Source organism: Streptomyces sp. TLI_146, from assembly GCF_002846415.1.
GTDB lineage: Bacteria > Actinomycetota > Actinomycetes > Streptomycetales > Streptomycetaceae > Streptomyces.
This window is the reverse complement of record NZ_PJMX01000001.1, coordinates 3906062-3932213: the sequence shown is the minus strand read 5'-3', so window position 1 is coordinate 3932213 and position 26152 is coordinate 3906062. Positions and strand designations below refer to the sequence as shown.

At 72.9% G+C, this 26152-nt stretch carries 18 protein-coding genes; 7 read left to right on the top strand and 11 right to left on the bottom strand.

The window, feature by feature from the left end:
- Positions 1-50: 50 nt before the first annotated feature.
- Positions 51-857: an ABC transporter ATP-binding protein gene (locus BX283_RS17735; protein ID WP_257583039.1), complete on the bottom strand. Its 807-nt coding sequence runs from the start codon at positions 855-857 to the stop codon at positions 51-53.
- On the bottom strand, positions 850-1791 hold the full coding sequence (locus BX283_RS17730) for an ABC transporter permease (RefSeq protein ID WP_373979184.1): 942 nt from the start codon (positions 1789-1791) through the stop codon (positions 850-852). The genes BX283_RS17735 and BX283_RS17730 overlap by 8 nt, the downstream gene beginning before the upstream one ends.
- Positions 1792-1977: 186 nt before the next feature.
- On the opposite strand from BX283_RS17730, the gene BX283_RS17725 reads away from it, so the two are divergent.
- Positions 1978-2604 (top strand): TetR/AcrR family transcriptional regulator, encoded by a 627-nt coding sequence (locus BX283_RS17725; RefSeq protein WP_101388557.1) that lies wholly within the window; start codon positions 1978-1980, stop codon positions 2602-2604.
- 91 nt (positions 2605-2695) lie between these two features.
- Here the strand turns inward: BX283_RS17725 and BX283_RS17720 are convergent, their stop codons facing one another.
- On the bottom strand, positions 2696-4276 hold the full coding sequence (locus tag BX283_RS17720) for a hypothetical protein (protein WP_257583038.1): 1581 nt from the start codon (positions 4274-4276) through the stop codon (positions 2696-2698).
- Positions 4277-4334: 58 nt separating this feature from the next.
- Positions 4335-7994 carry a CDP-glycerol glycerophosphotransferase family protein gene (locus BX283_RS17715; RefSeq protein ID WP_257583037.1) on the bottom strand — a complete coding sequence of 1220 codons (3660 nt, stop codon included), beginning with the start codon at positions 7992-7994 and terminating at the stop codon, positions 4335-4337.
- A 269-nt stretch (positions 7995-8263) separates the two neighbouring features.
- Here BX283_RS17715 and BX283_RS17710 point away from each other — a divergent pair, with 269 nt between their 5' ends.
- From BX283_RS17710 to rfbC, 3 genes are all read left to right on the top strand, one after another.
- The gene (locus tag BX283_RS17710; RefSeq protein ID WP_101388555.1) at positions 8264-9490 is read left to right on the top strand and encodes a CDP-glycerol glycerophosphotransferase family protein; all 1227 of its coding nucleotides are present in this window, start codon (positions 8264-8266) and stop codon (positions 9488-9490) included.
- An 81-nt stretch (positions 9491-9571) separates the two neighbouring features.
- Positions 9572-11914: a glycosyltransferase gene (locus BX283_RS17705; protein ID WP_101388554.1), complete on the top strand. Its 2343-nt coding sequence runs from the start codon at positions 9572-9574 to the stop codon at positions 11912-11914.
- Positions 11902-12513 carry a dTDP-4-dehydrorhamnose 3,5-epimerase gene (gene rfbC, locus BX283_RS17700; protein ID WP_101388553.1) on the top strand — a complete coding sequence of 204 codons (612 nt, stop codon included), beginning with the start codon at positions 11902-11904 and terminating at the stop codon, positions 12511-12513. Before BX283_RS17705 ends, rfbC begins: the two co-directional genes overlap by 13 nt.
- 2 nt (positions 12514-12515) lie before the next feature.
- Here rfbC and rfbD read toward each other — a convergent pair whose 3' ends face one another.
- Genes rfbD through BX283_RS17685 form a run of 3 tightly spaced genes read right to left on the bottom strand, consistent with a single transcriptional unit; the run spans position 12516 to position 15510 of the window.
- Positions 12516-13466, bottom strand: a complete 951-nt coding sequence (rfbD, locus tag BX283_RS17695) for a dTDP-4-dehydrorhamnose reductase (protein WP_101388552.1) — start codon at positions 13464-13466, stop codon at positions 12516-12518.
- Positions 13463-14446: a dTDP-glucose 4,6-dehydratase gene (rfbB, locus tag BX283_RS17690; protein WP_101388551.1), complete on the bottom strand. Its 984-nt coding sequence runs from the start codon at positions 14444-14446 to the stop codon at positions 13463-13465. The genes rfbD and rfbB overlap by 4 nt, the downstream gene beginning before the upstream one ends.
- Positions 14443-15510 carry a glucose-1-phosphate thymidylyltransferase gene (locus BX283_RS17685; RefSeq protein WP_101388550.1) on the bottom strand — a complete coding sequence of 356 codons (1068 nt, stop codon included), beginning with the start codon at positions 15508-15510 and terminating at the stop codon, positions 14443-14445. The genes rfbB and BX283_RS17685 overlap by 4 nt, the downstream gene beginning before the upstream one ends.
- A 202-nt stretch (positions 15511-15712) precedes the next feature.
- Between BX283_RS17685 and BX283_RS17680 the strand changes: the two genes are divergently transcribed.
- From BX283_RS17680 to BX283_RS39810, 3 genes are all read left to right on the top strand, one after another.
- Positions 15713-16942 (top strand): glycosyltransferase 87 family protein, encoded by a 1230-nt coding sequence (locus BX283_RS17680; protein WP_257583036.1) that lies wholly within the window; start codon positions 15713-15715, stop codon positions 16940-16942.
- A gap of 52 nt (positions 16943-16994) precedes the next feature.
- The gene (locus BX283_RS17675; protein WP_101388548.1) at positions 16995-18677 is read left to right on the top strand and encodes a bifunctional glycosyltransferase/class I SAM-dependent methyltransferase; all 1683 of its coding nucleotides are present in this window, start codon (positions 16995-16997) and stop codon (positions 18675-18677) included.
- A gap of 70 nt (positions 18678-18747) precedes the next feature.
- A complete protein-coding gene (locus BX283_RS39810; RefSeq protein WP_180357182.1) occupies positions 18748-19122 on the top strand; it encodes an EamA family transporter in 375 nt (124 codons plus the stop codon).
- Here BX283_RS39810 and BX283_RS17665 read toward each other — a convergent pair.
- From BX283_RS17665 to BX283_RS17650, 4 genes are all read right to left on the bottom strand, one after another.
- Complete coding sequence (locus BX283_RS17665; RefSeq protein ID WP_101388547.1) at positions 19094-21307, bottom strand: bifunctional glycosyltransferase family 2 protein/CDP-glycerol:glycerophosphate glycerophosphotransferase; 2214 nt, start codon at positions 21305-21307, stop codon at positions 19094-19096. The two genes, BX283_RS39810 and BX283_RS17665, sit on opposite strands and share 29 nt — an antisense overlap.
- Before the next feature lie 256 nt (positions 21308-21563).
- The gene (locus BX283_RS17660; protein WP_101388546.1) at positions 21564-23804 is read right to left on the bottom strand and encodes a bifunctional glycosyltransferase family 2 protein/CDP-glycerol:glycerophosphate glycerophosphotransferase; all 2241 of its coding nucleotides are present in this window, start codon (positions 23802-23804) and stop codon (positions 21564-21566) included.
- 119 nt (positions 23805-23923) lie between these two features.
- Positions 23924-24814, bottom strand: coding sequence for a carbohydrate ABC transporter permease (locus BX283_RS17655; RefSeq protein WP_180357459.1), 891 nt, complete (start codon positions 24812-24814; stop codon positions 23924-23926).
- Between the two features lie 5 nt (positions 24815-24819).
- Positions 24820-26145, bottom strand: coding sequence for a carbohydrate ABC transporter permease (locus tag BX283_RS17650; protein ID WP_257583033.1), 1326 nt, complete (start codon positions 26143-26145; stop codon positions 24820-24822).
- Between the last annotated feature and the right edge of the window lie 7 nt (positions 26146-26152).

Sequence of the window (26152 nt, the reverse complement as noted above, 5' to 3'; positions counted from 1 at the left end):
GTTTAGACCGCTTTGTGATATTTAGTCGTACTGGTTTTGCAGGGTTCGCCCTATTTCTTCTTGGTGTATTCCTCGTAGGCGGCGACGACTTCCTCGGCCGGGCCGTCCATCCGCAGGACCCCCGACTCCAGCCAGAGGGCCCGGTCGCAGGTCTGCTTGATGGTGCCGTTGCTGTGACTGACCAGGAAGACCGTGCCCGCCTCGGCGCGCAGCTCCTCGATCCGCTCCTGGCTGCGCCGCTGGAAGCGGGCGTCGCCGGTGGAGAGTGCCTCGTCGATGAGGAGCACGTCGTGGGACTTGGCGGCGGCGATGGAGAACCGCAGCCGGGCGCCCATGCCGGAGGAGTACGTCCGCATCGGGAGCGAGATGAAGTCGCCCTTCTCGTTGATCCCGGAGAACTCGACGATGTCGTCGTAGCGGTCCCGGACCTCCTCGCGGGACATGCCCATGGCGAGCCCGCCGAGGGTGACGTTGCGCTCCCCGGTGAGGTCGTTCATCAGCGCCGCGTTGACGCCGAGGAGGGAGGGCTGGCCCTGGGTGAAGATCCGCCCCCTGGCGGTCGGGAGCAGCCCCGCGACGGCCTTCAGGAGGGTGGACTTGCCCGAGCCGTTGGAGCCGATCAGGCCGATCGCCTCACCCTTGCGGGCTACGAAGCTGACGCCCTTGACGGCGTGCACCTCGCGGATGCCCGGGGTGGCCTTGCGGGAGGCGATCCGGCTGAGCGCGGAGGTCGCGCTGCCCTTGCCCTTGGTGGAGCCGCCGTTGACCTTGTAGACGACGTGGACGTCGTCGGCGATCACGGTGGGGGCGCCGGTCTTCGTAGAGGTGGTGATCACGGTTGGGGTGCTGTCAGCCACGGCCGTAGGTCTCCTCTGCCTTCCAGAAGTAGATGAACCCGGCGACGAGGGCGAGGAGCGCCCAGCCGCCCGCGACCGCCCAGACGTGCGGCGGGAGCTGCTTCGCCTTGAAGCTGTGGATCAGCGCGAAGCGCATCAGGTCGATGTAGACGGCGGCCGGGTTGTACTGGAGGACCTTCACCAGGCCGTCCGGCAGCGAGCTGCGGGTCATCAGCTGCGGCAGGCTCCACATGACGCCCGAGACGTACATCCAGGTGCGCAGGACGAACGGCATCAGCTGCGAGATGTCCGGGGTCTTGCTGGCGACCCGGGCCATGGCGAGCGACAGACCGGTGTTGAACATGGCCTGGAGGACCAGCGCGGGGACGGCGATCAGCCAGGACACGGCCGGGTAGACGCCGACGGCGACCAGGATCATCGCGAGCGCGGCGATGGAGAAGAGCAGCTGCTGGAGCTGCTGGAGCGCGAGCGCGATGGGCAGGGACGCGCGCGGGAAGTGCAGGGCGCGCACCAGGCCCATGTTGCCGGTGATCGCGCGCGTGCCCGACATGATCGAGTTGGCGGTGAAGGTCCAGATGAAGACACCGGTGACCAGGAACGGGATGTAGTCCGGGACGCCCTGCTTGGTGCCCATCAGGATGCCGAAGATGAAGTAGTAGACCGTCGCGTTGAGCAGCGGGGTCATCAGCTGCCAGATCTGGCCCAGCTTCGCCTCGCTGTACTGCGCGGTGAGCTTGGCGGTGGCGAACGCCGAGATGAAGTGGCGGCGCTCCCAGAGCTGCTGGACGTACTCCTTCAGGGACGGCCGGGCGCCGCTGACCGTCAGGCCGTACTTGGCGGCCAGTTCGGCTGCGCCCAGGCCCTGGTCGGGGTCGACGGGCCGGGTGTCCTGCGCGGGGGCCGGCGGGGCCGGCGGGGCTGCGGTCTGGCTCACAACGATCGCTTTCGACGTGGCTTCGCGGACGGTCGGTCTTCGCGGGGACGCGGTGTTCGGGGCCGGGACGTGGCCGGGCGGTGAACCTGGGGTTACGACGGGACGGGACCGTATCGTCGTCACGGTGAGAGTAGGACGCGATGACGTCGCAACGCAACCGTCTCGTCCTATCGCTATGCTCAAGTCATGACCAACTCGGACGCCCCGGCCCCCGCAGAACCCCAGCGCCGCGCCCCGGCCGGCGCCGCCGTGCTGCGCTCGGACGTGACCGAGGCCATCCGCAAGGCCGTCTTCGAGGAGCTGGCGGCGGTCGGCTTCGCCCGGATGTCGATCGAGGGCATCGCGCGCCGCGCCGGAGTGGGCAAGACGGCCGTCTACCGCCGCTGGAAGTCCAAGCTGAGCCTGGTCCTCGACCTGGTGTCCGCCTTCGCCGCACAGGGCCTTCCCGTGCCTCACACGGGCTCGCTGTACGGGGACATCCGGGCACTGCTCGCGGTGGCCTCGCTCGCCCTGCGCCACCCGGTCGCCTCCCAGGTGATCCCGGACCTGCTCGTCGAGTCCGTCCGGCACCCGGAGATCGCCGACGCCATCAAGAAGGCGCTCCTCGACGGCCAGAAGGGCGTCGCGGCGGTCGTCGTGCGCGAGGCCGTGGAGCGCGGCGAGCTCCCCGAGGGCGCCGACCCGGACCGGGCCCTCGACCTGATCGTCGGCCCGCTGTACTGGCGGCTGGTGGTGGTCCGGGGCGACCTGCCGAAGGGGTACCTGGACGATCTGGCCACGTCGGCGGTGGCGGCACTGAAGGCGACGGGCTGAGGGGGCGGGAGGCCGGGCGCTCACTACGTACTACGTACGTGAGGGCGCGCGCTTTCTCGGCGTACGGAGGAGCGCACCAAGCCCCCGCCCGTCACCCCCTCCCGTACTCGACCCTCGCCAGCACCTCGCCGCTGTGCGGGCTGAACGCGACCACCACGGCCTCCTCGGGGAGGTGCTCCTCGGGCGTGAGCAGCAGCCAGTGGACGCCGTATCGGCGGGCGATGGCCGCGCGCGCGTGGCGGGGCGTCGACGGGGACAGATAGCGCTTCACTGCTGCCTTGCGGCGCAGCCGTTCGGGCTCCGCGAGCGCCGGGTCGGGCCAGACCGGGGCCACCAGGAAGGGCCCGTACCCGGGCAGTGAACGGACTACGTAGTAGTCGTCCGCGAGGACCGTCTCGCCGGGCGGGATGTGCTGGGCCGCCCAGCCGTACGTGTCCCAGTGCGGCGGGCGCTCGACGCCCCGCACCCCCAGGCTCGGCGTCACCGCCCCGGCCTGGGCCGAGACGAACCCCAGGCACGCCCCGGCCGCCGCGAGCGGGGCCAGTGCGCGGCGGGCCGTGGACCAGGGGCGCGGCCGGGCCAGCTCGACGGCGAGCGCGACCTGCGCGGGGACCGGGGCGACCGCGAGCAGCCGGCCGTACGTGTAGTGGCCGCTGACCCAGCCGTACAGGACGACCAGCCAGAACAGCAGCGTCATCAGCACCAGCGGATCGCGCCGGTCGCGGCGCAGCCGCAGCAGCAGGGCGGGGCCGCCGAGCAGGGCCGCCAGCCAGTAACGGCCGGTCAGATCTTCATACAGGGCCCTGTGCATGGAATCGATGCCGGTGTCGCCGACGAGTGTGAAGATGTCGCAGTACGGCCAGGTCACCGTCACCGCCAGCGCGGCCGCCCCCGCCAGCGCCCAGCGGACGGCCGCCGCGCGGCTCCACGCCCCCTTCCGCGCGACGGCGAGCCCGGCCGTGCCGATCACCGCGCCGATCGCGGTGATCGGGTGGACGAGGACGACCACGCCGGTGAGCACGCCGAGCGCGGCGTACTCCAGCGGGGCCGCACGCCACCGGGGCGTGCGGGAAGAACGTTCCGCCAGACGGCCCGTCAGGGCCCAGACGTGAAAGGTGAGTCCGATGGCGAACGTGCTCGGGTAGGACAGGGTGCCGGTCGTCGACAGCAGGCTGAGGAACCCGCTCCACCACGTCACCGAGGTGCCCCACAGCACCGCCGAGAAGACCAGCGCGAACACCGGCGCCCACGCGCGCGTGGAGAACAGCCGGGTGAAACGGCCGAGCCCGGTGATCAGCACCAGCAGGTTGACCGGCCCGAACAGCCGCACCACCAGACGGCCGGGCGCCTCGGTGAGCTGCGCGAACAGGCCCTGGACCACCGAGTACGGCGAGTAGTACGGGCTGCCCGCGCCCGGCAGGTCGGCCATCGGGTGGGCGGGGTTGAGCAGATCGGCCTTCAGACGCTCCACCACGGCGGCGTGCGTGCCGAGGTCGCAGCACATCGGCACCCGCCAGGCCGCCGCCGATATCACCAGCCAGAACACCCCGCCGACCACGAAGTACGGCGTGACGCGCCAGACGGGGCCCGGGGGCGGCGCGTCGCCGGGGCGGACGGCCGCGCGCCGGGGCGCCGGGAGCCGGGCGGGGCCGGTGGGAGGAAACGTGCGCACAGGTCATCGGTTCCGTGGGGGTCCGCATCTGTCCCGGCATCCCGCGTCGATCACCCGATCAGCAGCCCGTCAGCCGGTCGACGACCCGGGCGGCCGCCCGGCCGTCGTCCAGGTCGCAGAACGCGGTGCGGAAGGCGGCGTACGCGTCCGCGTGGGCCGCGGCGGCCGCCTCCGGCTCCCGCAGCGCCTCCGCCACCGCGCCGGTGTCCGCCAGCAGCGGGCCGGGGGCGAGCGCCTCGAAGTCGGCGTAGAAGCCGCGCGCGGTGTCGCGGTAGTGGGCGAGGTCGTACGTGTGGAAGAGCATCGGGCGGCCGGTGTGGGCGAAGCCGCAGATCAGCCCGGAGTAGTCGGTGACCAGGACGTCGGCGGCCAGCAGCAGCCCGGACGTCGTGGGGTGCGCCGAGACGTCACGGCCGCCGGGCACGGCTCCCGCTACGCGTGCGTGGCGCCGCACCAGGACCATGTGGTCCTCCCCGAGCTTGCGCTCCAGCTCGACGACGTCGAGCCCGGCCGGGTCGGGCCGGTGGAGGGCGGGGTGGCGTCGGCCGAGGGGGAGGTGGGTGCGGTAGGTGGGCGCGTAGAGCACCACGCGCGCGTCGGGGCTGGCGCCGAGGGAGGCGCGCACCCGTTCCCGGGCGCGGTCCCGGCCGGGCGCCAGGAGCGGGTCGTTGGCCGGGTTGCCCGCCTCCAGGACCTCGCCTTCGTACGCGAGGGCCCGGCGCAGCACCGGTGTGGCCCACCGGCTCGGCGACACCAGGAGCGACCACTGGCGGGCCAGCCGCGGCAGTGCCTCGATGCGGCGGTGGTCGGCGTGCGGGGTGCCGGTCAGATCGGTGCCGATCCGGCCGAGCGGGGTGCCGTGCCACGTCTGGACGACGGTCTGCCCGGGCCGCCGCTCGAACCAGTCGGGCAGCTGGTCGTCGGTGACGATGTGCCGGGCGGTGGCCAGCGCCTCGTACCAGCCACGGCTGTACGGCTCGACGGGCTCGGCGCCGGACGGGGCCGCGCGCCGGTCGCCGGTGACCCACAGCGGGCTCAACCCGCTCTCCCGACGGCTTAGTTCGGCCAGCACCGCGCGCGGGGAGTCGCCGCCCGCGAAAAGGACGGTGTCGTGCAGGGGGCCGTGGCGGCGCCGGTCCGGGTAGTACGCCGTCCGCAGCCCGCGCTGCCGGTACGCCCCGCGCTCGGCCTCGGCGAGGGGCGACCCCGCGACGAGCTCCAGCCGGTCGCCGTGGCGGCGGGCCGCGGTGAACCGGCGCCCGGCGAGGGTGTGATGGCGGGGGAGATCGGCCCCGGCCGACGTCAGCAGGCGTACCGGAACATCACCCAGAAGTGTGGACCAGCGGCCCTCGGCCAGTGAGCCCGTCGCCTCCGCGGGCACGGCCGCCCGGAAGCGCGCGCCGTCCCTGGCGACCGGCACGGCGACCTCCTCGCGCAGGACGGTGTGGCGCAGCACCAGGCGGGCGGCGGTTTCGCGGGCCTCGGCATCCCAGGTCCCCGCCACGGTCAGGCTGCCGTCGCAGGCCCAGGCGACCGAGTCGACGAGCGGCCGCCGGGTGAGCTCGACGGCCAGGATCCCGGCCGCGTCCGCGCGCAGGCACAGCCGCCCGAGGCCGGGCCCGGGCGTCAGGTCCGCAGCGGCCGGGACCGCGCCGAGACCGCCGTCGGGATACCGGAACCGCGCCTCCCAGCGGTCCGTGTCCGGGGGCTCCACGCCCCGGGGCGCGACGTGAGGGGCGGGCGATACGCCGGTCAGCGCAGCGAGCGGCATCCGCACGGCGAACCGGTCCTCCCACTCCCGCACGGGAAAGCTGAACTCCGTGCCGGAGGGCGGGTGGCGCAGGGAGAGGTGGGTGGGGTGCGGGGCGGGGGCGCGAAGGCGGCCCAGGAGCTCGACGGCGACGGGGGAGGGGGACGCGCCCGCCCGCGCGCCCCCACGAGCTCCCACGTCCCCGTCCGCTGCCGAGCCTCCACGCGTTGCCGCGCCCCCGTCCGCCCGCGCGTCCCCGTCCGCTCCCACGCGCCCCTCCACGCCCGCCTCCGCGACCCGACCCGCCTCGCCCTGGCACGGCCCCGCCTCGCACGCCTCCACCCCGCCCGCCCCGACGATCCGATACCCCTCCACCCGCGCCCCGCATCCGCGTACCGACAGCACCAGCCGCCCCTCCCGGTACGCGGCCACCAGCCGTTTCCCGTCGGGCAGTTCGTACAGCCGGGGCTGGTCCTCGGAGCGGCCCAGGGGGCGGAGGGCGGCTCGGCGGATCGTGCCGCCGCGGCCGCTCGTTCCGGCGAGGACCACGCCCACCGTCCACTCGCCCTCGCCGAGGCGGGCCGGGTCGAGGGTCGTCTCGAAGCCCGAGCGGTCGTAGTCGTGGAGCTCCTGGGCGGCGTTGTCAGTGGCGAGTGGCAGGCTGATGGTGCGGGTCGGGAAGCGGCGCAGTCGGCGGGTGCCGTGCTCCTGGGCCAGCGCGAGCACCAGCCTGCCCGGACCGGCGTTGCGTACGTACGCGAAGCCGGTCAGGCGCAGGGTTCCGTCCGGCTGCCGCTCCACCGACGACAGCCGAGCCACCACCGGCAGTTCACCGCGTCGCACCCGGGCGGCGCGGCCCGTCACCGCTCCGACTCCCGGGTACGAGACGCGGCCGCCCCGCACCGCGTAGGTACCCACCCCGTTGGCCTGCTCGAAGGCCAGCAGCTCGACCAGCTCCGCGAGCCGGTCTTCCCGCGCCAGCTGCCACTTGACCCGCAGGTCGGGCGGCAGATCCCGGGTGACGTCCGCGCCCGCGCGCTCCAGGAACGCCCGGGCGCCGGTCATGAACGCCGCCCGGTAGGCGGGCCCGCCCATCGGCAGGCCCTCCAGGAAGTAGACGAAGTCGTCCCGCAGACAGGAGGTGTCGTAGTGCCGCCGCTGATCCGGCCTGGCCCCGGCCAGGAACGCGCTGACGTCCTCGCAGGCGGCGATCCGGTCCCGTACGCCCCGGACGTCGGTGCGCAGCCGGGTGATCGAGCCCTCGCGCACCCGCCAGTAGTAGACGTGCTCGTGGAGGACGTCCACGGCGTCGGCGAGGTAGTGCGCCGGGATCACCACCGGGGTGTCCTCGTACAACCTGCCCACCGGATAGGTGAATCCGTGGCGGTCCCAGAACGAGCGGCGGAAGACCTTGTTCCAGGCGACGCGGTCGGTGTGCAGGCGCGGGTCGCGGGTGATGTGGGTGCCGATCCGGTCGGCCGTGAGCCAGCGGTACTGCCAGGCCTGGCGCCGTCCGCCCGGCTCCAGGCGCCACACGTTGCCGGAGGCGAAGTCGGAGCCGGAGGCGTCGAGGGAGGCGGTGAGCCGGGCGTAGGCGTGGGGTGCCAGGACGTCGTCGCTGTCGGCGAAGGCGAGGTATTCGGTGCCGGGGGAGGTGTGGGCGACGCCCGTGTTGCGGGCGGCGCTCAGGCCGGCGTTGGGTTGTCGTACGTAACGGAAGCGGGGGTCGTGGCGGGTGAACTCCTGGGCGATACGGGGGCTGTCGTCGGTCGAACCGTCGTCGACGAGGACGACGTCGAGGGCGGTCATCGTCTGGGCGGCCAGGGAGGTGAGGCATTCCTCCAGGTAGGGGGCGACGTTGTGGATGGGGACGACGATGCTCAGCTTCGGGGGACCTGGGGGTGGAGCACCTGCGGGACCGGCGCTTCCGGGGGAACGGGGTGTGGTGGGTTCACGCCGGGTCAACACGGGTGGTCTGTACTGGTTACCGATGGTGCCCCGATCGGGTGACGGGGGTACGGCGGCGGCGTGCGGGGCGGGGCGGGGTGCGAAGGTGCCTGGGGGTGGGGTGCCGCTGTGCCACCCTCCCCCAAGCCCCCACAGCGGCGGGTGGAGCAGCGTGGCGCGTGCCCCACAGCGGCGAGGGTTCAGGGTCGCGGGGAACTGCGCGACCAGCCACAGACGGCCCGCAGTCGAAATCACCGCACCCACAGCGGCGGCGGCAGGAAGGCGGCAGCATGGGCCGGGACTGGGGTCTGCGGGCCAGGAAGCGCATCCGTGCCCGCCTCCTCCCGGTCCTCTACCGCGCCCACCTCCACCGCCCCCTCGACCCCGACCTCGTCGTCCATGGGGCCTACTGGAATCGGGGCGTCGCCTGTAATCCCGCCGCCATCCACGCCAAGGCGCTGGAGCTCGTGCCCCGGATGCGGCATGTGTGGGTGGTGGGGAGCAGGCACACCGCCCGGGTGCCCTCCGGGGTGGAGTATGTCGTCGCCGGGTCGCGGGCGTACTGGCGGGTGATGGCGACGGCCACGTACCTCGTCAACAACTCCAGCTTTCCCGGAGGGTTCAGCAAGCGCGCCGGGCAGGTCTATCTGCAGACCCATCACGGGACCCCGCTCAAGTCCATGGGTCTTGACCAGCGCCGATATCCGGAATCCGCCCGTGGCATGGACTTCGACAAGGTGCTCGCACACGTCCGCCAGTGGGACTTCAGCCTCGCCGCCAACCCCCACGCGGCCGAGGTCTGGGACCGGGTCTACCCGGGCGGGGCGTACGAGCATCTGCATCTCGGGCAGCCGCGCAACGACCGGTATTTCAGCGCCACTTCGGACGATATCGCCGCCATCCGTGCCTCGCTCGGCATCCCGTCCGGCAGCCGCGTGCTCCTCTACGCCCCGACCCACCGGGACGACGGGGCGAGCCGGTTCGTGCCTCCGCTCGACCTCGCGCGGTTCGTCCGCGAGATCGGTGACGAGTACGTCCTGCTCGTGCGCGCGCACTACTTCCACGGGGTCTCCGCGGGGCTCGCCGCTGCCCATCCCCGCGTCGTCGACGTCACCGCGCACCCCCGCGTCGAAGACCTCTGCCTCGCCTCGGACGCGCTGATCACCGACTATTCGTCGCTGCTCTTCGACTACGCCTGCCTCGACCGACCGATCGTCGTGCACGCCCCGGACTGGGAGGACTACCGGGCCACCCGTGGCACGTACTTCGATCTCCTCTCCGGGCGTCCCGGCGACGCCCCGGGGGCCGTCTCCACCAGCGACGACGAGCTGATCGGGCTGTTCCGGGACGGCGGCTGGGACTCGGCGGCGAGCGGGAGGCTGCGCACGGCGTTCCGGGCGCGGTTCTGCCCGTACGACGACGGGCGCGCGGCGGAACGGGTGGTGCGCCGCCTCTTCCTGAACGAGGGCCCGTCACCCGGCCTGAACGAGGGCCCGTCACCCGGATGGACGGGCTGAGGTGACCGCCCCCGCGTTCGGGGGTTGAGCACGCGTGGGGGCGGGACGCGCCCCCGTCCGCCGCAGGAAGGTGCTCCCCGTATGACGCCCCTGACGTCCCCGACACCCCGCCTCAGCGTCGTCGTCCCCGTCCACAACGTCGAGGAGCATCTGGGCGCGTGTCTGGAGTCGTTGGCCCGGCAGAGCCTCAAGGACCTCGACGTCGTCCTCGTCGACGACGGCTCGACCGACGACAGCCCCCGCATCGCCCGTGAGTTCGCCGCGCGGGACGACCGGTTCAGGGTGGTCGGCAGGGAGAACGGCGGACTAGGCGCGGCCCGCAACACCGGCGTCACGCACACGTCGCCCGGGAGCGAGTACCTCGCCTTCGTCGACAGCGACGACGTACTGCCCTCGCGCGCCTTCGAGTTGCTGACCGGCGCGCTCGACAAGTCCGGCTCCGACTTCGCCTCCGGCAATGTCCTGCGGCTGACCGGCGGCCGCCTCAAGCAGCACCCGCTCTTCACCAAGCCGATGCGCTCCACCCGCCCCGCCACCCACGTCACCGAGGACTGGTCGCTGCTCCTGGACCGGATCGCCTGCAACAAGGTGTTCCGGCGCGCCTTCTGGGACGCGCACTCCTTCGCCTTCCCCGAGGGAGTCCTCTACGAGGACATCCCCGTCGTCCTGCCCGCGCACTTCGCCGCCCGCTCGGTCGACGTCCTCCAGGACGCCGTCTACTACTGGCGCTTCAGAGACAGTTCGATCACCAACAGGCGGGCGGTCGTGCGCGGTGTGGCCGACCGTACGGCGGCGGTGCTGGGCGTCAGCCGGGGGCTCGCGGGGACGCCCGGGCACAAGAATCGTTACGACGAGTCGGTGCTGTGCGAGGACCTCTGGTACTTCATGCAGGTCCTGCCGGAGGGCGACGCGGCCTACCGGGAGGCGTTCCTGGAGCACGCGGGGGAGTTCGCCGCGCAGGTGGACCCCGAGGTGCTCGCCGGGCTGCCGCTGCACCACCGGGTGAAGTGGCACCTGGCCCACGAGCGGCGCCTCGAAGAGCTCCTCGGCCTGCTGGAGTTCGAGCGCCACAGCCCCCGTACGCACCGGGTGCGCGGCCTGCGCCGCCGTAGCGCCGAGTATCCGCCGCTCACCGCGCCCCTCCCGCGCGAGGTCCGCGCCCTCGCCCCCGGCGACCTGCCGCTGGAGGCCCGGCTCACCGGCGCCGAGTGGCGTGAGGGCATCCTCCGGCTCACCGGTCACGGCTACATCCGCAACCTCCCGGCCCGTGCCCGGCGGCACGCGCTGAAGGCCGCCTGGCTGCGCACGCCCGACCGGCGCGCCCTGCCGCTGCGGCTCAAGCGGGTCAACGACCCCTCCATCACCGCCCGTTCGGGCCAGCAGCTGCACGGCTACGACTGGGCGGGCTTCGAGATCACCGTCGACCCGGCCCGGCTGCTCACCGAGTCCGCCACCACCACCTGGAAGCTGGTCCTCGGTGTGCTCGGCCACCGCGGCGTGCTCGGCCACGGGGTCGCGCGCCGGGGCGGCGTCGCGGACGGGGGCGCGCAGCTGGAGGTGCACTACCTCGACGAGCACACCAGGATCGTCCCGGTCTTCGCGGGCGGCCGCCTCCAACTGAACGCCGAGCGCGTCCAGACCTGGCTGACCGGCCACGACTGCCACGACGGCGTGCTCACGCTCACCGGCGGGACCCGCACCCGGGCGAGCGCGCTGCGGCTCGGCCACTGGCACTCGGACGCGGCGATCCAGGTCCCCCTCGCCCGCGACGGCGAGCGGTTCACCGCCGAGGTGCCGCTCGACGAGCTCGCCGCCGTTCGCGGCCGGGGCCCGGTCAGGGCGCCGCACGGCGAGTCCCGGCCCGCCGACGCGTACAGCGTCCAGCTGGTCAAGCCGGACGGCAAACGGCTCCCCGTCGCCGCGCCCCCCGGTCTGCCGCTCGGCCGCCACGCCGTTCCCGGGGGCCGCGAGCTGGCCTTCACCGTGAGCGCCTGGGGCAACGCCGTCCTCACCGACCAGCTGCCCCACGCGTACACCGAGAGCGTGACCTGGACCGACAACTCGCTGGTGCTGCAAGGTCTGTACGGAGGCGGCCCGGCCGTCCCGCTCCAGTTGCGCCGTACCGGGCCCGAGGAGGAAGAGGTCGAGCTGCCGGTGCGGTGCGCGGACGGCCGCTTCCGCGTCGAGTCGGCGTACGAGGCGCTGACGCTGATCGGGGAGGGGGAGTGGCAGGTGTCCCTGGGCGAGGCCCCGGTCCGCGTCCCGCCCGCCGCCCGTCCCGCCCTCCCCGGCCCCCGCACGATCGCCGGACGGGACGTCGGCGTGCGCCGCCACGGCCTCGACCATCTGGTCCTCACCGTCTCCAAAGCGGCACCCGGCGCCGAGGCAGCGCCCGCCAAGGGGGAGGACCTGTGCGGCAGTTGAGCATCGAAGGCGCCTGGGTCGTCGAGCCGCAGGTGTTCCTGGACAGCCGGGGCAGCTTCCACGAGTGGTTCAAGGGCGACCGATTCACGGCCGCCACCGGCCACGGCCTCGGCCTCGCGCAGGCCAACTGCTCGGTGTCGGCGCGCGGCACCCTGCGCGGCGTCCACTTCGCGGACGTGCCGCCCGGCCAGGCGAAGTACGTCAAGTGCGTGCGCGGGTCGGTCCTGGACGTGGTGGTGGACCTGCGGACCGGTTCGCCCACCTTCAAGCGCTGGGAGCAGGTCCTGCTCGACGACCGCGACCACCGGGCCGTCCACATCGCCGAGGGCCTCGGGCACGCGTTCCTGGCGCTCACCGAGGACGCGACGGTCGTCTACCTCTGCTCCGAGGGGTACGCGCCCGCCCGCGAGCACGGCATCCACCCGCTCGACCCGGACCTGGCCATCGAGTGGCCGACGCACCTCACGCCGCTGCTCTCGCCGAAGGACGCGACGGCGCCGGGGGTCGCGGAGGCCGCGGAGCGGGGGTTGCTGCCGTCGTACGAGGCGTGTGCGGCCTGGTACGCGCGGCGGCGGAGGCTGGTTCCGGCTCAGCCGTGACGTTACGTCCCGCTCGGTGCACGGCCATTCGGCTGCGGGCCGGTGGGGGCTGGTCGCGCAGTTCCCCGCGCCCCTGTGGGGCGCTCCGCCGCGACCAGCCGCGGCAGCGCCTCCGCCAGGGCCGCCCGCCACTCCCTGATCGGCTCCAGCCCCGCCTCGCGCCACCGGCCGTGCCCCAGCACGCTGTACGCCGGGCGCGGCGCGGGCCGGACATAGGCCGCGCTGGTCGTGGGGCGCACCCGCTCCGGGTCCGCGCCGAGCAGCCGGAACGTCTCGCGGGCCAGTTCGCACCAGGTGCCGTGGCCCGCGCTGGTGCCGTGCCAGTAGCCGGCGGGCGCGGCCCCGGCGAGGGCCGCCTCGCCGAGGCGGACCAGGCGGTCGGCCAGGTCGGCGGTCCAGGTGGGCTGGCCGCGCTGGTCGTCCACCACGTCCAAGTGCTCGCGCGCCGACTCCAGGCGGATCACGGTCCGTACGAAATTGGCGCCGCCTGCCCCGTACAGCCAGGCGGTCCGCACCACATGGCCGGTGCGTGGCAGCAGTACGCGTACCGCCCGCTCGCCCGCCAGCTTGGTGCGGCCGTACGCGGTGCGCGGGCCCGGCGTGGCGTTCTCCGGGTAGGGGGCGGTGGCGTCGCCCGCGAAGACGTAGTCGGTGGAGACGTGCAGCAGCACCGCCCCGGCGCGGGCGCAGGCGCGTGCCAGATGGGACGCGCCCCCGCCGTTGATCCGCAGCGCCTCGCCCTCGCAGGTCTCGGCGTCGTCGACGGCCGTCCACGCGGCGCAGTTGACGACGACGTCCGGGCGGGCGCCCGCCACCGTCGCCGCCACCGCCGCCGCGTCCGTCAGATCGAGCGCCGAGCGGTCGAGCCCGAGCGCGTCGCGGCCCGCGAGCCGGGCCATCACGTCCCGGCCGAGCATCCCGCCCGCGCCGGTGACCAGCCAACTCCCGCTCACAGGGCGGCCTTCTGGCGCAGCGGCTCCCACCAGTCCCGGTTCTCGCGGTACCAGGCGACGGTCTCCGCGAGGCCCTCGGTGAAGTCCTTGCGCGGGGCGTAGCCGAGCTCGGCGCGGATCTTGGCGCAGTCGACCGAGTAGCGCCGGTCGTGGCCCTTGCGGTCCTCGACGTACACCACCTTGTCCCACGCGGCGCCGCACGCGTCCAGCAGCAGCCCGGTCAGCTCCTTGTTGGTGAGCTCGGTGCCGCCGCCGACGTTGTAGACCTCGCCGGGGCGCCCGCCGGTGCGGACCAGCTCGACGGCCCGCACATGGTCGTCGATGTGCAGCCAGTCGCGGACGTTGAGCCCGTCCCCGTACAGCGGCACCGTCCCGCCGTCCAGGAGCCGGGTGATGAACAGGGGGATCAGCTTCTCCGGGAACTGGTGGTGCCCGTAGTTGTTCGAGCAGCGCGTCACCCGTACGTCCAGGCCGTGGGTGCGGTGGTAGGAGAGCGCGACCAGGTCGGCGGAGGCCTTGGAGGCGGCGTACGGGGAGTTGGGCCGCAGCGGGTGCTCCTCCGGCCAGGAGCCCGAGGCGATCGACCCGTACACCTCGTCCGTGGAGATGTGGACGAACGGCCCGATCCGGTGCCGCAGCGCCGCGTCCAGCAGGGTCTGGGTGCCGAGCACATTGGTCCTCACGAACTCGGCGGCGCCCAGGATCGAGCGGTCGACGTGCGACTCGGCGGCGAAGTGCACCACCTGGTCGTTCTCGCCCATCAGCTTGTCGACCAGCCGGGCGTCGCAGATGTCGCCCTGGACGAAGGCGAATCCGGGGTGGGCGCGCACCTCGTCGAGGCTGGCCGGGCAGCCCGCGTAGGTGAGGTTGTCGAGGACGGTCACCGCGACGCCGCCGGGGCCCTCGGGTCCCAGGAGCGTACGGACGTAGTGCGAGCCGATGAACCCGGCGCCGCCGGTGACGAGGATGCGAGCGGTCATGCCGAGATCTGTACCTTGCTGTGGTCACCGAGGACGAGCCGGTGGGCGGCCGGAGTGGGCGGGGCGGGGGTGATCTCCACGTCGCGGCCGATCAGGGAGGCCTCGATGCGGCCGACGCCGTGCAGCGACGAGCCGCTGAGGACGATCGAGTACTCGATCTCGCTGTCGGTCACCCGGCAGTCCTCCGCGATCGAGGTGGACGGGCCGATGTAGGAGTTCTCCACGACCGTGCGCGGCCCGATGATCGCCGGGCCCACGATCCGCGAGCCGCGCACGGTGGCGCCCCGGTCGATCCGCACCCGCCCGATGATCTCCGTGGCGTCGTCGACCGCGCCCTCGTGCCCGGGGGCGAGCAGCTCCAGGACCGAGCGGTTGACCTCCAGCATGTCCTCGACGTTGCCGGTGTCCTTCCAGTACCCGGAGATCACCGTCGAACTGACCTTCAGCCGCCGGTCGATCAGCCACTGCAGGGCGTGGGTGATCTCCAGCTCGCCGCGCGCCGAAGGGGTGATCGCGCGGACGGCCTCGTGCACGGCCGGGGTGAAGAGGTAGACGCCGACCAGCGCCAGATCGCTCTTGGGGTGCGAGGGCTTCTCCTCCAGACGCGCGACCCGCCCGTCCGTGTCCAGCTCCGCGACGCCGAAGGAGCGCGGGTCGGGCACCTTGGTCAGCAGGATCTGGGCGTCCGGGCGGGCGGCCCGGAACTCGTCGACCAGGTCGGTGATCCCGCCGACCACGAAGTTGTCGCCCAGATACATCACGAAGTCGTCCTCGCCGAGGAACTCGCGGGCGATCAGCACCGCGTGGGCCAGGCCGAGCGGCGCGTGCTGCGGGATGTAGGTGACGGTCAGCCCGAACCGCGAGCCGTCGCCCACGGCCGCCCGGATCTCCTCGGCCGTGTCCCCGACGATGATGCCGACGTCCGTGATCCCGGCGGCCGCGATCGCCTCCAGGCCGTAGAACAGCACCGGTTTGTTGGCCACCGGCACCAGCTGTTTGGCCGAGGTGTGGGTGATCGGCCGCAGTCGGGTGCCGGCGCCGCCGGAGAGGACGAGTGCTTTCACTGGGGACCACCGGAGTCTGGGAGGCGAGGGACAGGTAGTGAACGAGAGCTGAAGCCGGGGATTACGGCCGGTGGTGAACCATACGGGTGATTTCCGGGCGGGTGCTTTTGGCCAAGATCCGCAGGCGGAACAACGGCCCTCGGGGGAAAGTGCGTTGATCGCTCCGGTGGATTCGGGCCGGTGGTTGGTACGTTCGACCGCCATGAGCGACCAGACATTTCGGATGAACCGGTATGTACGGCATGGCAGGCTCCTCGTCGGGGCCGTCGCCGCCGTCGGATTCGTCGCGAAGATGGTGCTCGCGGCCCGCACCCGGGGCCCCGCCGACGTCTACTTCTTCTGGGCCTTCGCCCAGCACATCGAGAAGGTCGGACCGGTACGGATCTACGCCCATCCGATGCCGAGGCTGCCGGTCTACAACCATCCGCCGCTGGCGGGCTGGATGCTGCTCGGGCTCGACCGCCTCTCCCGTCTCGGCGTCGAGTTCGGCACGCTGATCCGCACCCCCGCCTGCCTCGCGGACTTCGCGGCCGCGCTCCTCGTGTTCGAGATCGTACGGCGGCGCCGCTCGGTGCGGACGGCCGTCGCCTGCGGGATCGGGGTGACGCTCTCGCCCGTACTCTTCCCCGCCTCCGGCTACCACGGCAACACCGACTCGGTCGCCGTGACGCTGGCGCTCGCCGCCGCCTGGCTGCTCGCGGACCGGCGGGCGCCGGTGGCCGCCGGAGTGGTCGCCGCGCTGTCCATCAGCGTCAAGTTCGTGCCGGTGGTGGCGCTGCCCGTGCTCGTGGTGGCGGCCTGGCGGGGCGGGCGGCGGGAGTTCGCGCGCTTCTCGGCGGCGCTCGGCGCGGTGCTCCTCGTGGTGTGGGGGCCCGTGCTCGCGACCGTGCCGGGGGCGCTGCGGGCCAACGTCCTGGAGTACAAGGGCGGCAACTTCCGGCTGTGGGGCATCGTCAAGTTCGCCGAGTGGCTGGGCTTCTCCAATGAGTCGATCGCCGTGCTGCGCGGGCCCGGCCACTTCGTGGTGGTCCTGGTCTGCGTGGCGGCGGGCGTCTGGCCCGCCTGGCGCCGCCCGGACCGCGCGCCGCTGGCCGTCGCGATCACGCTGGGCGTGCTGCTGCTGCTCAGCACCGCGTCCGGCGTCCAGTACCTGGCCTGGCCGGTCGCGGCGCTCTTCGCGATCGGGTTCTGGGAGGGCCTCGCGTACAGCGTGCTCGCCGGAGTTCTCGCCTCCTGGGTCTACACGATCCAGAAGCCCACCCGCTGGACCTACGACCAGCAGGTCCTGGGCGCGTGGGCCTGGGCGGCGCTGCTGGTGGGGGTGGCGTCGGGGTACGCGGCGGTGTTCCGGTCGCGCGAGCGCCCGGGCGCGCCCGCTCCGAACATGGCGACCACGGTTCCGGCTCCCAGCGCGCCGCTGGAGGTGCGGTGATTCGTCTGCGGGCCGTCCCCAACTGGTCGCGCAGTTCCCCGCGCCCCTGAAAATGCCGCTCCGCGGCAATCCCCTGGGCGCCCCGCAGGGGCGCATTCAAGGGGCGCGAGCAACCCACCACCACCCGCGGACAAACACGCACCCCACCACGTCAACCCTGGAGACGCCCGTGCAGCCGACCCCCGTCCGTACGCCCGAAGCCGTCGACCGCTCAGGTCGAAACCCCCGCATCGGCATCCTCGTGGTCGCCTACAACGCCGAGACGACGCTGGAGAAGACCCTCGACCGCATCCCGGCCGACTTCCGCTCCCGTATCGACGAGATCCTCATCCTCGACGACGCCAGCCACGACGGCACCTTCACCGCGGGCTGCCGCTGGTCCCAGGCCGAGGGCATGCCCCGCACCGTCGTCATGCGGCACACCAAGAACCTCGGATACGGCGGGAACCAGAAGGCCGGGTACGCGCTGGCGGCCGAGCGCGGGCTCGACATCGTCGTCCTGCTGCACGGCGACGGGCAGTACGCCCCCGAACTCCTCCCCGAGATGGTCGCGCCGATCGTCGACGGCGAGGCCGACGCCGTGTTCGGCTCGCGCATGATGGACCGGGGCGGCGCCCTGCGCGGCGGAATGCCGCTCTACAAATGGCTGGGGAACCGTATCCTCACCCGGCTGGAGAACGCCCTGCTCGGCTCCCGGCTCACCGAGTTCCACTCCGGCTACCGCGCCTACAGCGTCGCCGCCCTGCGCCGGCTGCCCATCGAGCGCAACACCGACGCCTTCGACTTCGACACCCAGATCATCGTCCAGCTCATCGACGCGGGAATGCGCATCAGGGAAATCCCGATCCCCACCTACTACGGCGACGAGATCTGTTACGTCAACGGCCTCAGATACGCCAAGGACGTGGTGAAGGACGTCCTCGAATACCGGCTCGCCGCCAAGGGGTTCGGCACCTGCCCGTGGATCCCCAAGCCCGACGGCTACGCCTTCAAGGAGGGCGACGGCTCCTCCCACTCCGTCATCCTGGACCGTATGCGCGCCCTGCCGCCCGGCCGCGTCCTGGACCTCGGCTGCTCCGGCGGCCTCTTCGCCGAACGCCTGGAGGCGCTCGGCCACGAGGTGACCGGCGTCGACTGCGTCGAGGTACCCGGCGTGCGCGAGCGGTGCACCCGGTTCCACCTGGCGGACCTGGAGGAGGGCCTGCCCGAGGAGATCGGACGGGGGTACGACTACGTGGTCGCCGGGGACGTCATCGAGCACCTCTCCCGGCCCGAGCGCGTCCTCGCCGAGATCGCCCGCGTCCTGCGCCCGGGCGGCCATGTGCTGCTCTCCGTACCGAACTTCAGCCACTGGTACGCCCGGCTGCGCGTCGTTCTCGGCGCCTTCGGGTACGACCGGCGCGGCATCCTCGACGAGACGCATCTGCGCTTCTTCACCCGCGCCAGCCTGCGCCGCACGGTCCAGGGCGCCGGGTACGACATCCTCGACACGACCTCGACCGGGGCGCCCTTCTGGGCGCTGCTCGGCGGGACGGGCCCGGTGGGGCGCGCGGTCGCGGGGGCGCTCGGCGGTCTCTCCCGGCTGCTCGTGCGGCTGCGGCCGACCCTCTTCGGCTATCAGCACATCGCCCTGCTCACGCCGCACGCGGCGGAGACGATCATCGCTGGGGAGCACGTCGATGTACAGGACATCCTCAACCGTCAGTACACCCCCGCCGACCGCGTCGGTGTCTGAGACCCCCTCTGAGGTCCCGGCCGAAGTCCCGGCCGAAGTATCAGCCGAAGTCCCGGTCAGGAGAAGGACGTTGAACCTGTCCAGCCTCGTCCTGCTGCTCTTCGCGGTGTTCTCCTCGGCGGGCGGTCAGATCATGCTCAAGCACGGCATGCGCACCGCTGCCGCGGCCGTGGAGCGGGGCGGCGGCTCGATCGCGCTGCGGGCCGCCACCAGTCCGTGGATCGTGGTCGGCCTGGTCGTCTTCGCCGTCTCGGCCGTCGCCTGGATGTCGACGCTGGCCCGGGTGCCGCTGTCCATCGCGTACCCGTTCAACGCCCTGGGGTATCTGCTGATCGTCCTGGCGAGCTCGACCGTGCTGCACGAGCGGACGTCGGTGTGGACGTGGGCGGGCTCGCTGCTCGTGGTCGTCGGGCTGGTCACGGTGATGGCCGGCCAGCAGGGCTGACCCGGCGCGCGCCCGGCTGCGGCGGGACCGGGCGCCGGGCCGGCTCCACCGGCGCCAGGGCGTCGGCCGGCTCGCCCAGGAACACCGTGCGCACCACGCGCTCGGCGGCGCGCCCGTCGTCGTACGGGCAGAACCGCTCCCGGAACGCCGCCCGCAGCCCGGCGGCCGCGCGGCTGTCCCAACCGCCTTCCCGGAAGCAGGAGATCAGCTCGTCCGTACTGGTGGTGACCGCGCCCGGGGTGTCTCCCGGGCGCCCCGACAGGAGGTCGAAGGTGACGCCCCGGACCGTGCGGTACACCTCCCAGTCGGGGGCGTGGACGACGATCGGACGGTTCAGGTTGGCGTAGTCGAACATCACCGACGAGTAGTCCGTGACCAGCGCGTCCGCCGCCAGGCACAGCTCCTCGACCCGGGGGTGCGCCGAGACGTCGAGCAGCCCGGGGTGCTCCGGCAGCCCGGCCGAGGCGTGGAAGTAGTGGGCGCGCACCAGCAGCAGGGTGTCCGGGCCCAGCGCGTCGGCGACGCGGACCAGGTCCAGGGGTGCGGAGAAGCCGCGCTCGTACTCGCGGTGGGTCGGCGCGTACAGGATCGCGCGGCGGCCCGGCGCGATGCCGAGGGAGTGGCGGACGGCGGCGACGGACTCGGCGGTCGCCGTCGCGTACACGTCGTTGCGCGGATAGCCGGACTCCAGGTGCCGCACCGCGCTCGGGTAGACACGCGACCAGGTCTCGGTGGAGTGCGGATTGGCGGACAGCGACCAGTCCCAGCGGTCGACGCGGCCCAGGAACCGGCGGAAGCTGAAGCCCTTGGCGGCGGCCGGGTGCGCGAGCTGGTCCAGGCCCATGCGCTTGAGCGGGGTGCCGTGGTGGGTCTGGAGGTGCACCTGACCCGGGCGCTTGACCAGGTGGTCGGGGAAGTTGACGTTGTTGACGAAGTACGTGGCACGAGCCATCAGCCGCCAGTACGCCAGGGTCTCCGGCAGCACGAAGGCGTGCCCGTCCGCCGCCTGCGCCTTGCCGACCACCCACACGCCCTTGATGTGCGGGGCGAGTTCGGCGGCCTTGCGGTGGACGGCCGCCGGGTTGCAGCTCACGCCCCGGTTCCAGTACGAGGCGTACACCGCGAGCCCGGGATCGAGCGGGAGCAGACGCTGGAGGCGGTAGTAGTGCCGGAACGCCGTGCGGAGCGCCGACTTGCGCAGGGCGCGGGCGCGCGAGCGCAGTCCGCGGCGGGCCGCGAGGGCGCGGTCGAGCGCGGCCAGCGTGCGGGCCCGGCCCTCGGTGAGCAGCCGCCCGCGCACCCCGGACCGGCCGCCGCCCGCCCGGTGCCCGGCGGGCCGGTGGGCCCGGCTGAAGGCGGCCACGGCCCGGACATACGCCCGCCGGTGCCCGCGCACCCCCGCGTATGTCTTCAGCAACTCCCGTACGGCCAACGCGTACAGGGGCCCGCGCAGGGGCTCGGTGCCGGGGCGGGCGGCGACGTCCTTGAGCAGGGTGTCGTACGCGGTGACGATCTCGCGGCGGTCCCGGGGCGCGCCCGGGAGCGGGCGCTGCTGGCGGTGGTCGACGCACGGGGTGGCGAGGGCGGCCACGGATCCGGCCGCGACGAGTGAGCCGAGCGCCCACATCGCCTCGGCCCGCTCGCCCGGGCCGAACCGGAGGCCCCCGTCGCGCCAGAACTCCCGCCTCACCGCCCGGTTCCAGCTCACCGGGGCGACCCCGAGCAGGTCCGGCCGGGCGGACGCCGTGGTGACCGCGTCCCCGGCGGCGCGCAGCACGTCGAGGGAGCGGGTCGGCTCGGGTGTGCCGAGGAAGGGGGTGCGCAGATGGCCGAAGAGCAGGACGTCCGGGTCCCCGGCGGCCTTCAGGCGCGCGTCGATCGCGTCGAGCGCGCCGGGGAGCTGGACCAGGCCCGGTTCCAGGAAGAGCAGGTACTCCCCGCGGGCCTGCCCGGCCCCGGCGTCGCGGCGCTCGCCCGCGCTGACGGGGGCGGCCAGATGGACCGCCCGGACGCGGGGGTCGGCGGCGGCCAGCTCGTCGAGCAGGCGCCCCGAGCCGTCCGCCGAGCCGTCGTCGATGCCGATGATCTCGATGTCGGCGCGTCGCTGCCGCAGCACGGATTCCATGCAGTCGCGGAGCAGTCCGCGGGCGTCGTGGACGGGGACGACGACGGTGAAACGGGGCAACGGGTCCTCTTTTCGGGGGCCGAAGGCCCTACAAGGGGCGCGGGGAACTGCGCGACCAGCCACGCACGGTCCGCAGACAAAGGCCCCACCGGCGGGAGCGAGGTCAGGGCGGGGGTTGCGCAGCCCGGCGGGACGGGGGTGCCGCTGTGCCCACCCGTGCCGCCCTTAGCGGCACGATTGCCCACAGCGGCGGGGGGGGGAGGGGGAGGAGGTGGGCGGCACGATTGCCCACAGCGGCGGCGGAGGGATACGGGTGCTACACCAGGCCCGCCAGTTCCCGCTGGACCGCGCTGGCCGGCAGGGCCGCGGACGGGGCCGGGCGGCGGTCCTCGACCGGGACCACCGGGGGCAGGGAGCCGCTCTGGTCCAGGAACACCCGCCGCACCACCCGCTCCGCCGCGTGCCCGTCGTCGTACGGGCAGAAGCGGGAGCGGAACGCGGACCTCAGCTGGGCCGAGCGGGAGCCGCGCCAGTGGCCGGTGGTGAAGATGTCGATCAGCTCGTCCTCGGTGCGGGCGACCGCGCCCGGCGGGAACGCCCGCAGGTCGAAGTAGGTGCCGCGGGCCGCCTCGTACGCCTCCCAGTCGTCGGCGTGGATGACGATCGGGCGGTCCAGGTTGGCGTAGTCGAACATCAGCGACGAGTAGTCGGTGATCAGCGCGTCGGCGGCCAGGCACAGCTGCTCGACCGACGGGTGGCCGCTCACGTCGATGATCCGGGGGTGTACGTCCTCGTCCGCCAGCGGCGCCCCGTACGCGAAGTGCGCGCGGGTGAGCAGGACGACCTGTGGGCCGAGCGTGCGGGCCACGCGCTCCAGGTCGAGCGGGCGGTGCTGGCCGCGCCGGTAGTCGCGGTGGGTCGGCGCGTACAGGACGGCGGTGGCGTCGGCGGGGATGCCCAGCGCGTCGCGGAACCGGGCCACGTCCGCGGCGCTCGCCTCGTGGAAGACGTCGTTGCGGGGGTAGCCGTATTCGAGCGTGGTGTAGCCCGAGGGGTAGGTGCGCTCCCAGGTGAGCGTGGAGTGGAGGTTGGCGGAGAGGCTGAAGTCCCACTTGTCGCTGCGGGCGACCAGATGCGCGAAGTCGGTGTCGCGGGAGGCGGCCGGGCGGTCCATCAGGTCCAGGCCCATGGTCTTGAGCGGGGTGCCGTGATGGGTCTGGAGCAGCACCTGGCCGTCCCGCTTGACCAGCCGGCCGTCGAACTCCACATTGCTGACCAGGTACTTGGCACGGGCGAGCGCCGTCCAGTACGCGAAGGTGTCCGGCGCGACCTTGCGGGTGGCGGGCGGCACGGTGTGCAGGTGCGCGGGCGCCGCCACCCATGTGGTGCGCACCCGGGGCACCAGCTCGCGCACCTTCGCCTCGATCGCGGCCGGGTTGCAGGTGTACCCCCGGTTCCCGTACGCGCTGAAGACCGCCTCCTCCCGCACCGGCAGCCGCCGCTGGACCCGGTAGTGCACGTGGAGCACTCCGGAGCGCAGCGCCCGGCCGAGCGCGCGCAGTGGCCGGCCCGCGCGGGCGCGCAGCGCGCTGAGCGCCCCCAGTCCCAGATAGGTGCGGTGGGCGCCGAGCCGGACCAGGCCGTGCCGCACCCGGACGCGGAGGGTGCGCGGGCCGCCGCCGGGGGAGTGGTGGCGGCGGTACTGGGCGCGGGCGCGGCGGAAGAACTCGGCGCGGCTGCCGCGCGGCAGCCGCACCCGGGTGGTGAACACGGTCAGGAAGTGGTCGGCCATCTTGCGGAAGATCAGCGGCCGCAGCGGGGCCAGTTCGGGGCGCGCGTCGATGAACGCGAACACCCGGTCGTACTGGTCGAAGAGGTCGAAGTGGCGGCGGCTGGTGGTCGACAGGATGCTGCCCTGGCGGCGCTGGCGGTAGTGGACGCAGACCCGGTCGAGCGTGGTGAGCGAGTCGGCGGCCATCAGCGCCGGGTACGTCCAGGGCGCGTCCTCGTAGAAGCCGGGCGTGAAGCTGAAGCCCTGCTCCTCGATGAACTCGCGGCGGTACGCCTTGTTCCACACCACGCTGAGCAGCTTGAGCAACCCCGGCCGGTCGGCGAGCCGGAAGGTGGCGGGCCCGGCCTCGGCGAGCTGGGCGGCCGACTTGTTGCGGACCCGCTCGCCCGACCAGAACGTGCGCGCGTAGTCGTAGAGCAGCACGTCCGGGTCGCCGGTCTCCTTGAGCCGGTCCGCGACGGCCTGGAGGGCGCCCGGGGTGAGGGTGTCGTCGCCGTCGAGGAAGACGACGTAGTCGCCGGTGGCGTGGGCCAGTCCGGCGTTGCGGGCGGGGCCCAGGCCCGTGTTGGTGTCCAGGTGCACAGCGGTGACGCGGCGGTCGCGGGCGGCGTGTTCGTCGATGATCGCGCCGCACGCGTCCGGTGAGCAGTCGTCCACCGCGATCAGTTCCAGATCGTCGTACGACTGGCTGAGCACCGAGCCCAGGCAGTCGTGGAGATAGGCCTGGACCTTGTACACGGGAACGATCACGCTGAACCGGGGCATGGCCCGTAGAACGGCGGATGGCGCGACCGGGTTACGCCGGTGGCGGCAGACGGGGTAAAGCCGCGGCGCCCGTTTGACGTGGGCCGCTTGCCCGTTTGACGTCGGTCACTTGACGCCGGTCACTTGACGGCGCCCGCCATCACCCCCGACACGAACTGGCGCTGGAAGGCGAAGAAGACGGCCAGCGGAATGACCATGGACACGAAGGCGCCGGGCGCCAGGACGTCGATGTTGTTGCCGAACTGCCGTACCTGCTGCTGGAGGGCGACCGTGATCGGCGGGTGCTTGGAGTCCGCGAAGATCAGCGCCACCAGCATGTCGTTCCAGACCCAGAGGAACTGGAAGATGCCGAGCGAGGCGATCGCCGGGCCGCCCAGCGGCAGTACGACCCGGGTGAACAGGCGGATCTCGCCCGCCCCGTCGAGCCGCGCGGCCTCCAGGAGTTCCCGGGGGATCTCCGCGAAGAAGTTCCGCAGCAGGAAGATCGCGAAGGGCAGGCCGAAGGCGACGTGGAAGGTGATGACACCGACCGTCGTCTCGAAGATCCCGATCTTGCCGAAGAGCTTGGCGACCGGTACCAGGGCGACCTGGACCGGGACGACCAGCAGGCTGACCACGACCATGAACCACCAGTCGCGGCCGGGGAAGTCCATCCAGGCGAAGGCGTATCCGGCGAACGAGCCGATGACGACGACCAGCACGGTCGCGGGCACGGTGATCACGACGGTGGACAGGAGCGAGTCGGTGATCGTGCTGTTGTCCAGCAGGCTGGAGTAGTTGTGGAAGGTGAGCTGGGACGGCTCGCTGAAGATCTTCCACCAGCCGGTGGAGGCGATGTCGGAGGGGCTGCGCAGCGAGGAGAGCAGCAGTCCGACGGTGGGCATCAGCCAGAAGAGCCCGACGAGGACGAGGAAGACGCGCAACGCGCCGCCGCCGGCCCGGGCGGCGATCCGGGCGGGCAGGGACTGCCTGGCCTTGACGGCTCCCGACGCCGTCACCGTCGTGGTCATCGCCGTCATCGCCGGGCCTCCCGCCGCATCCTGCGGATGTTGAACAACATCACCGGTACGACCAGGACCAGCAGCAGGACCGCGATCGCGCTGCCGACGCCGAGGTCCGCGTCCGTGCCGAACGAGGAGCGGTAGAGCTGGAGCGCCAGCACATTGGCGTCGTCCTGGCTGGAGCCAGGCGCGATGATGAAGATCAGGTCGAAGATCTTCAGCACGTTGATCATCAGCGTGACGAGGACGACGGCGAGGACGGGCGCGAGCAGCGGCACGGTCACCCGCCGGAAGACCTGCCACTCGTTGGCGCCGTCCACCCGCGCCGCTTCGAGCAGTTCGCGCGGCAGCCCCGCGAGCCCGGCCGCGATGAGCACCATCGCGAACCCGGCCCACATCCAGATGTACGAGCCGATGATGGCGGGGGTGACGAGGGTCGGGCCGAGCCAGTTCACGCCGTTGTAGGGCTCGCGGAAGTTGCCGCGGGGCAGCCGCAGTTGGGCCCCGTCGGCCTTGGCGGGCAGGGTGAACGTGCCGTCGGCGCGCGCGGTGGCGGTGGCGACGACCCGACCCTCCCGTACCGCTTCGATCTTGAGGCCCTTGAGGCCGAGCTCCTTGGAGTCGATGGTGTTGGGGGTGCCGCCGCCCCCTTTGGTGAAGTCGAGCCAGGCGGTGCCGGTGATCTCGCCGGGCTCGGCGGCCGGAGCCTTCGCCGCCTTCGCGGACGACGGCATCTTGTCGGCGGCGACCCCGACGAGCGGCAGCAGCGCGGGCTGCCCGGCGCGGACCGCGTCCTTGGTCACGAAGGAGCCGCCGCCGCCCGGCTTGAGCGGGGCGGCGGGCAGCGGATGGGCCCGCGGGAACCCGGCCGACTCGGCGAACGTGTCGTGCACGCCCACCCAGACGGCGTTGGCAACACCCCGGTCCGGGTCCTGCTCGTACACCAGCCGGAAGATGATCCCCGCGGCGAGCATCGAGATCACCATCGGCATGAAGACGATCAGCTTGAACGCCGTTCCCCAGTGCACCCGTTCGGTCAGTACGGCGAAGATCAGCCCGAGTACGGTGGCGACGGTCGGGGCGCAGACCACCCAGATCGCGTTGTTCTCGACGGCGGTCAGGATGGTGTCGTCGGTGAAGAGGGTCTTGTAGTTGTCGACCCCGGCGAAGCCGTCGCCCGACTGGTCGAAGAACGAGCGGTAGACGGAGTACCCGATCGGATAGACCACGAGCGCGCCGAGCAGGACGAGCGCGGGCAGCAGGAACCCGGCGGCGAGGTAGGTGCGCGTTCCGGTCACGCTCTTGCGGGCGCGGGGGGCGGGCGCGGGGGCGGCGGTCACGGCGGGC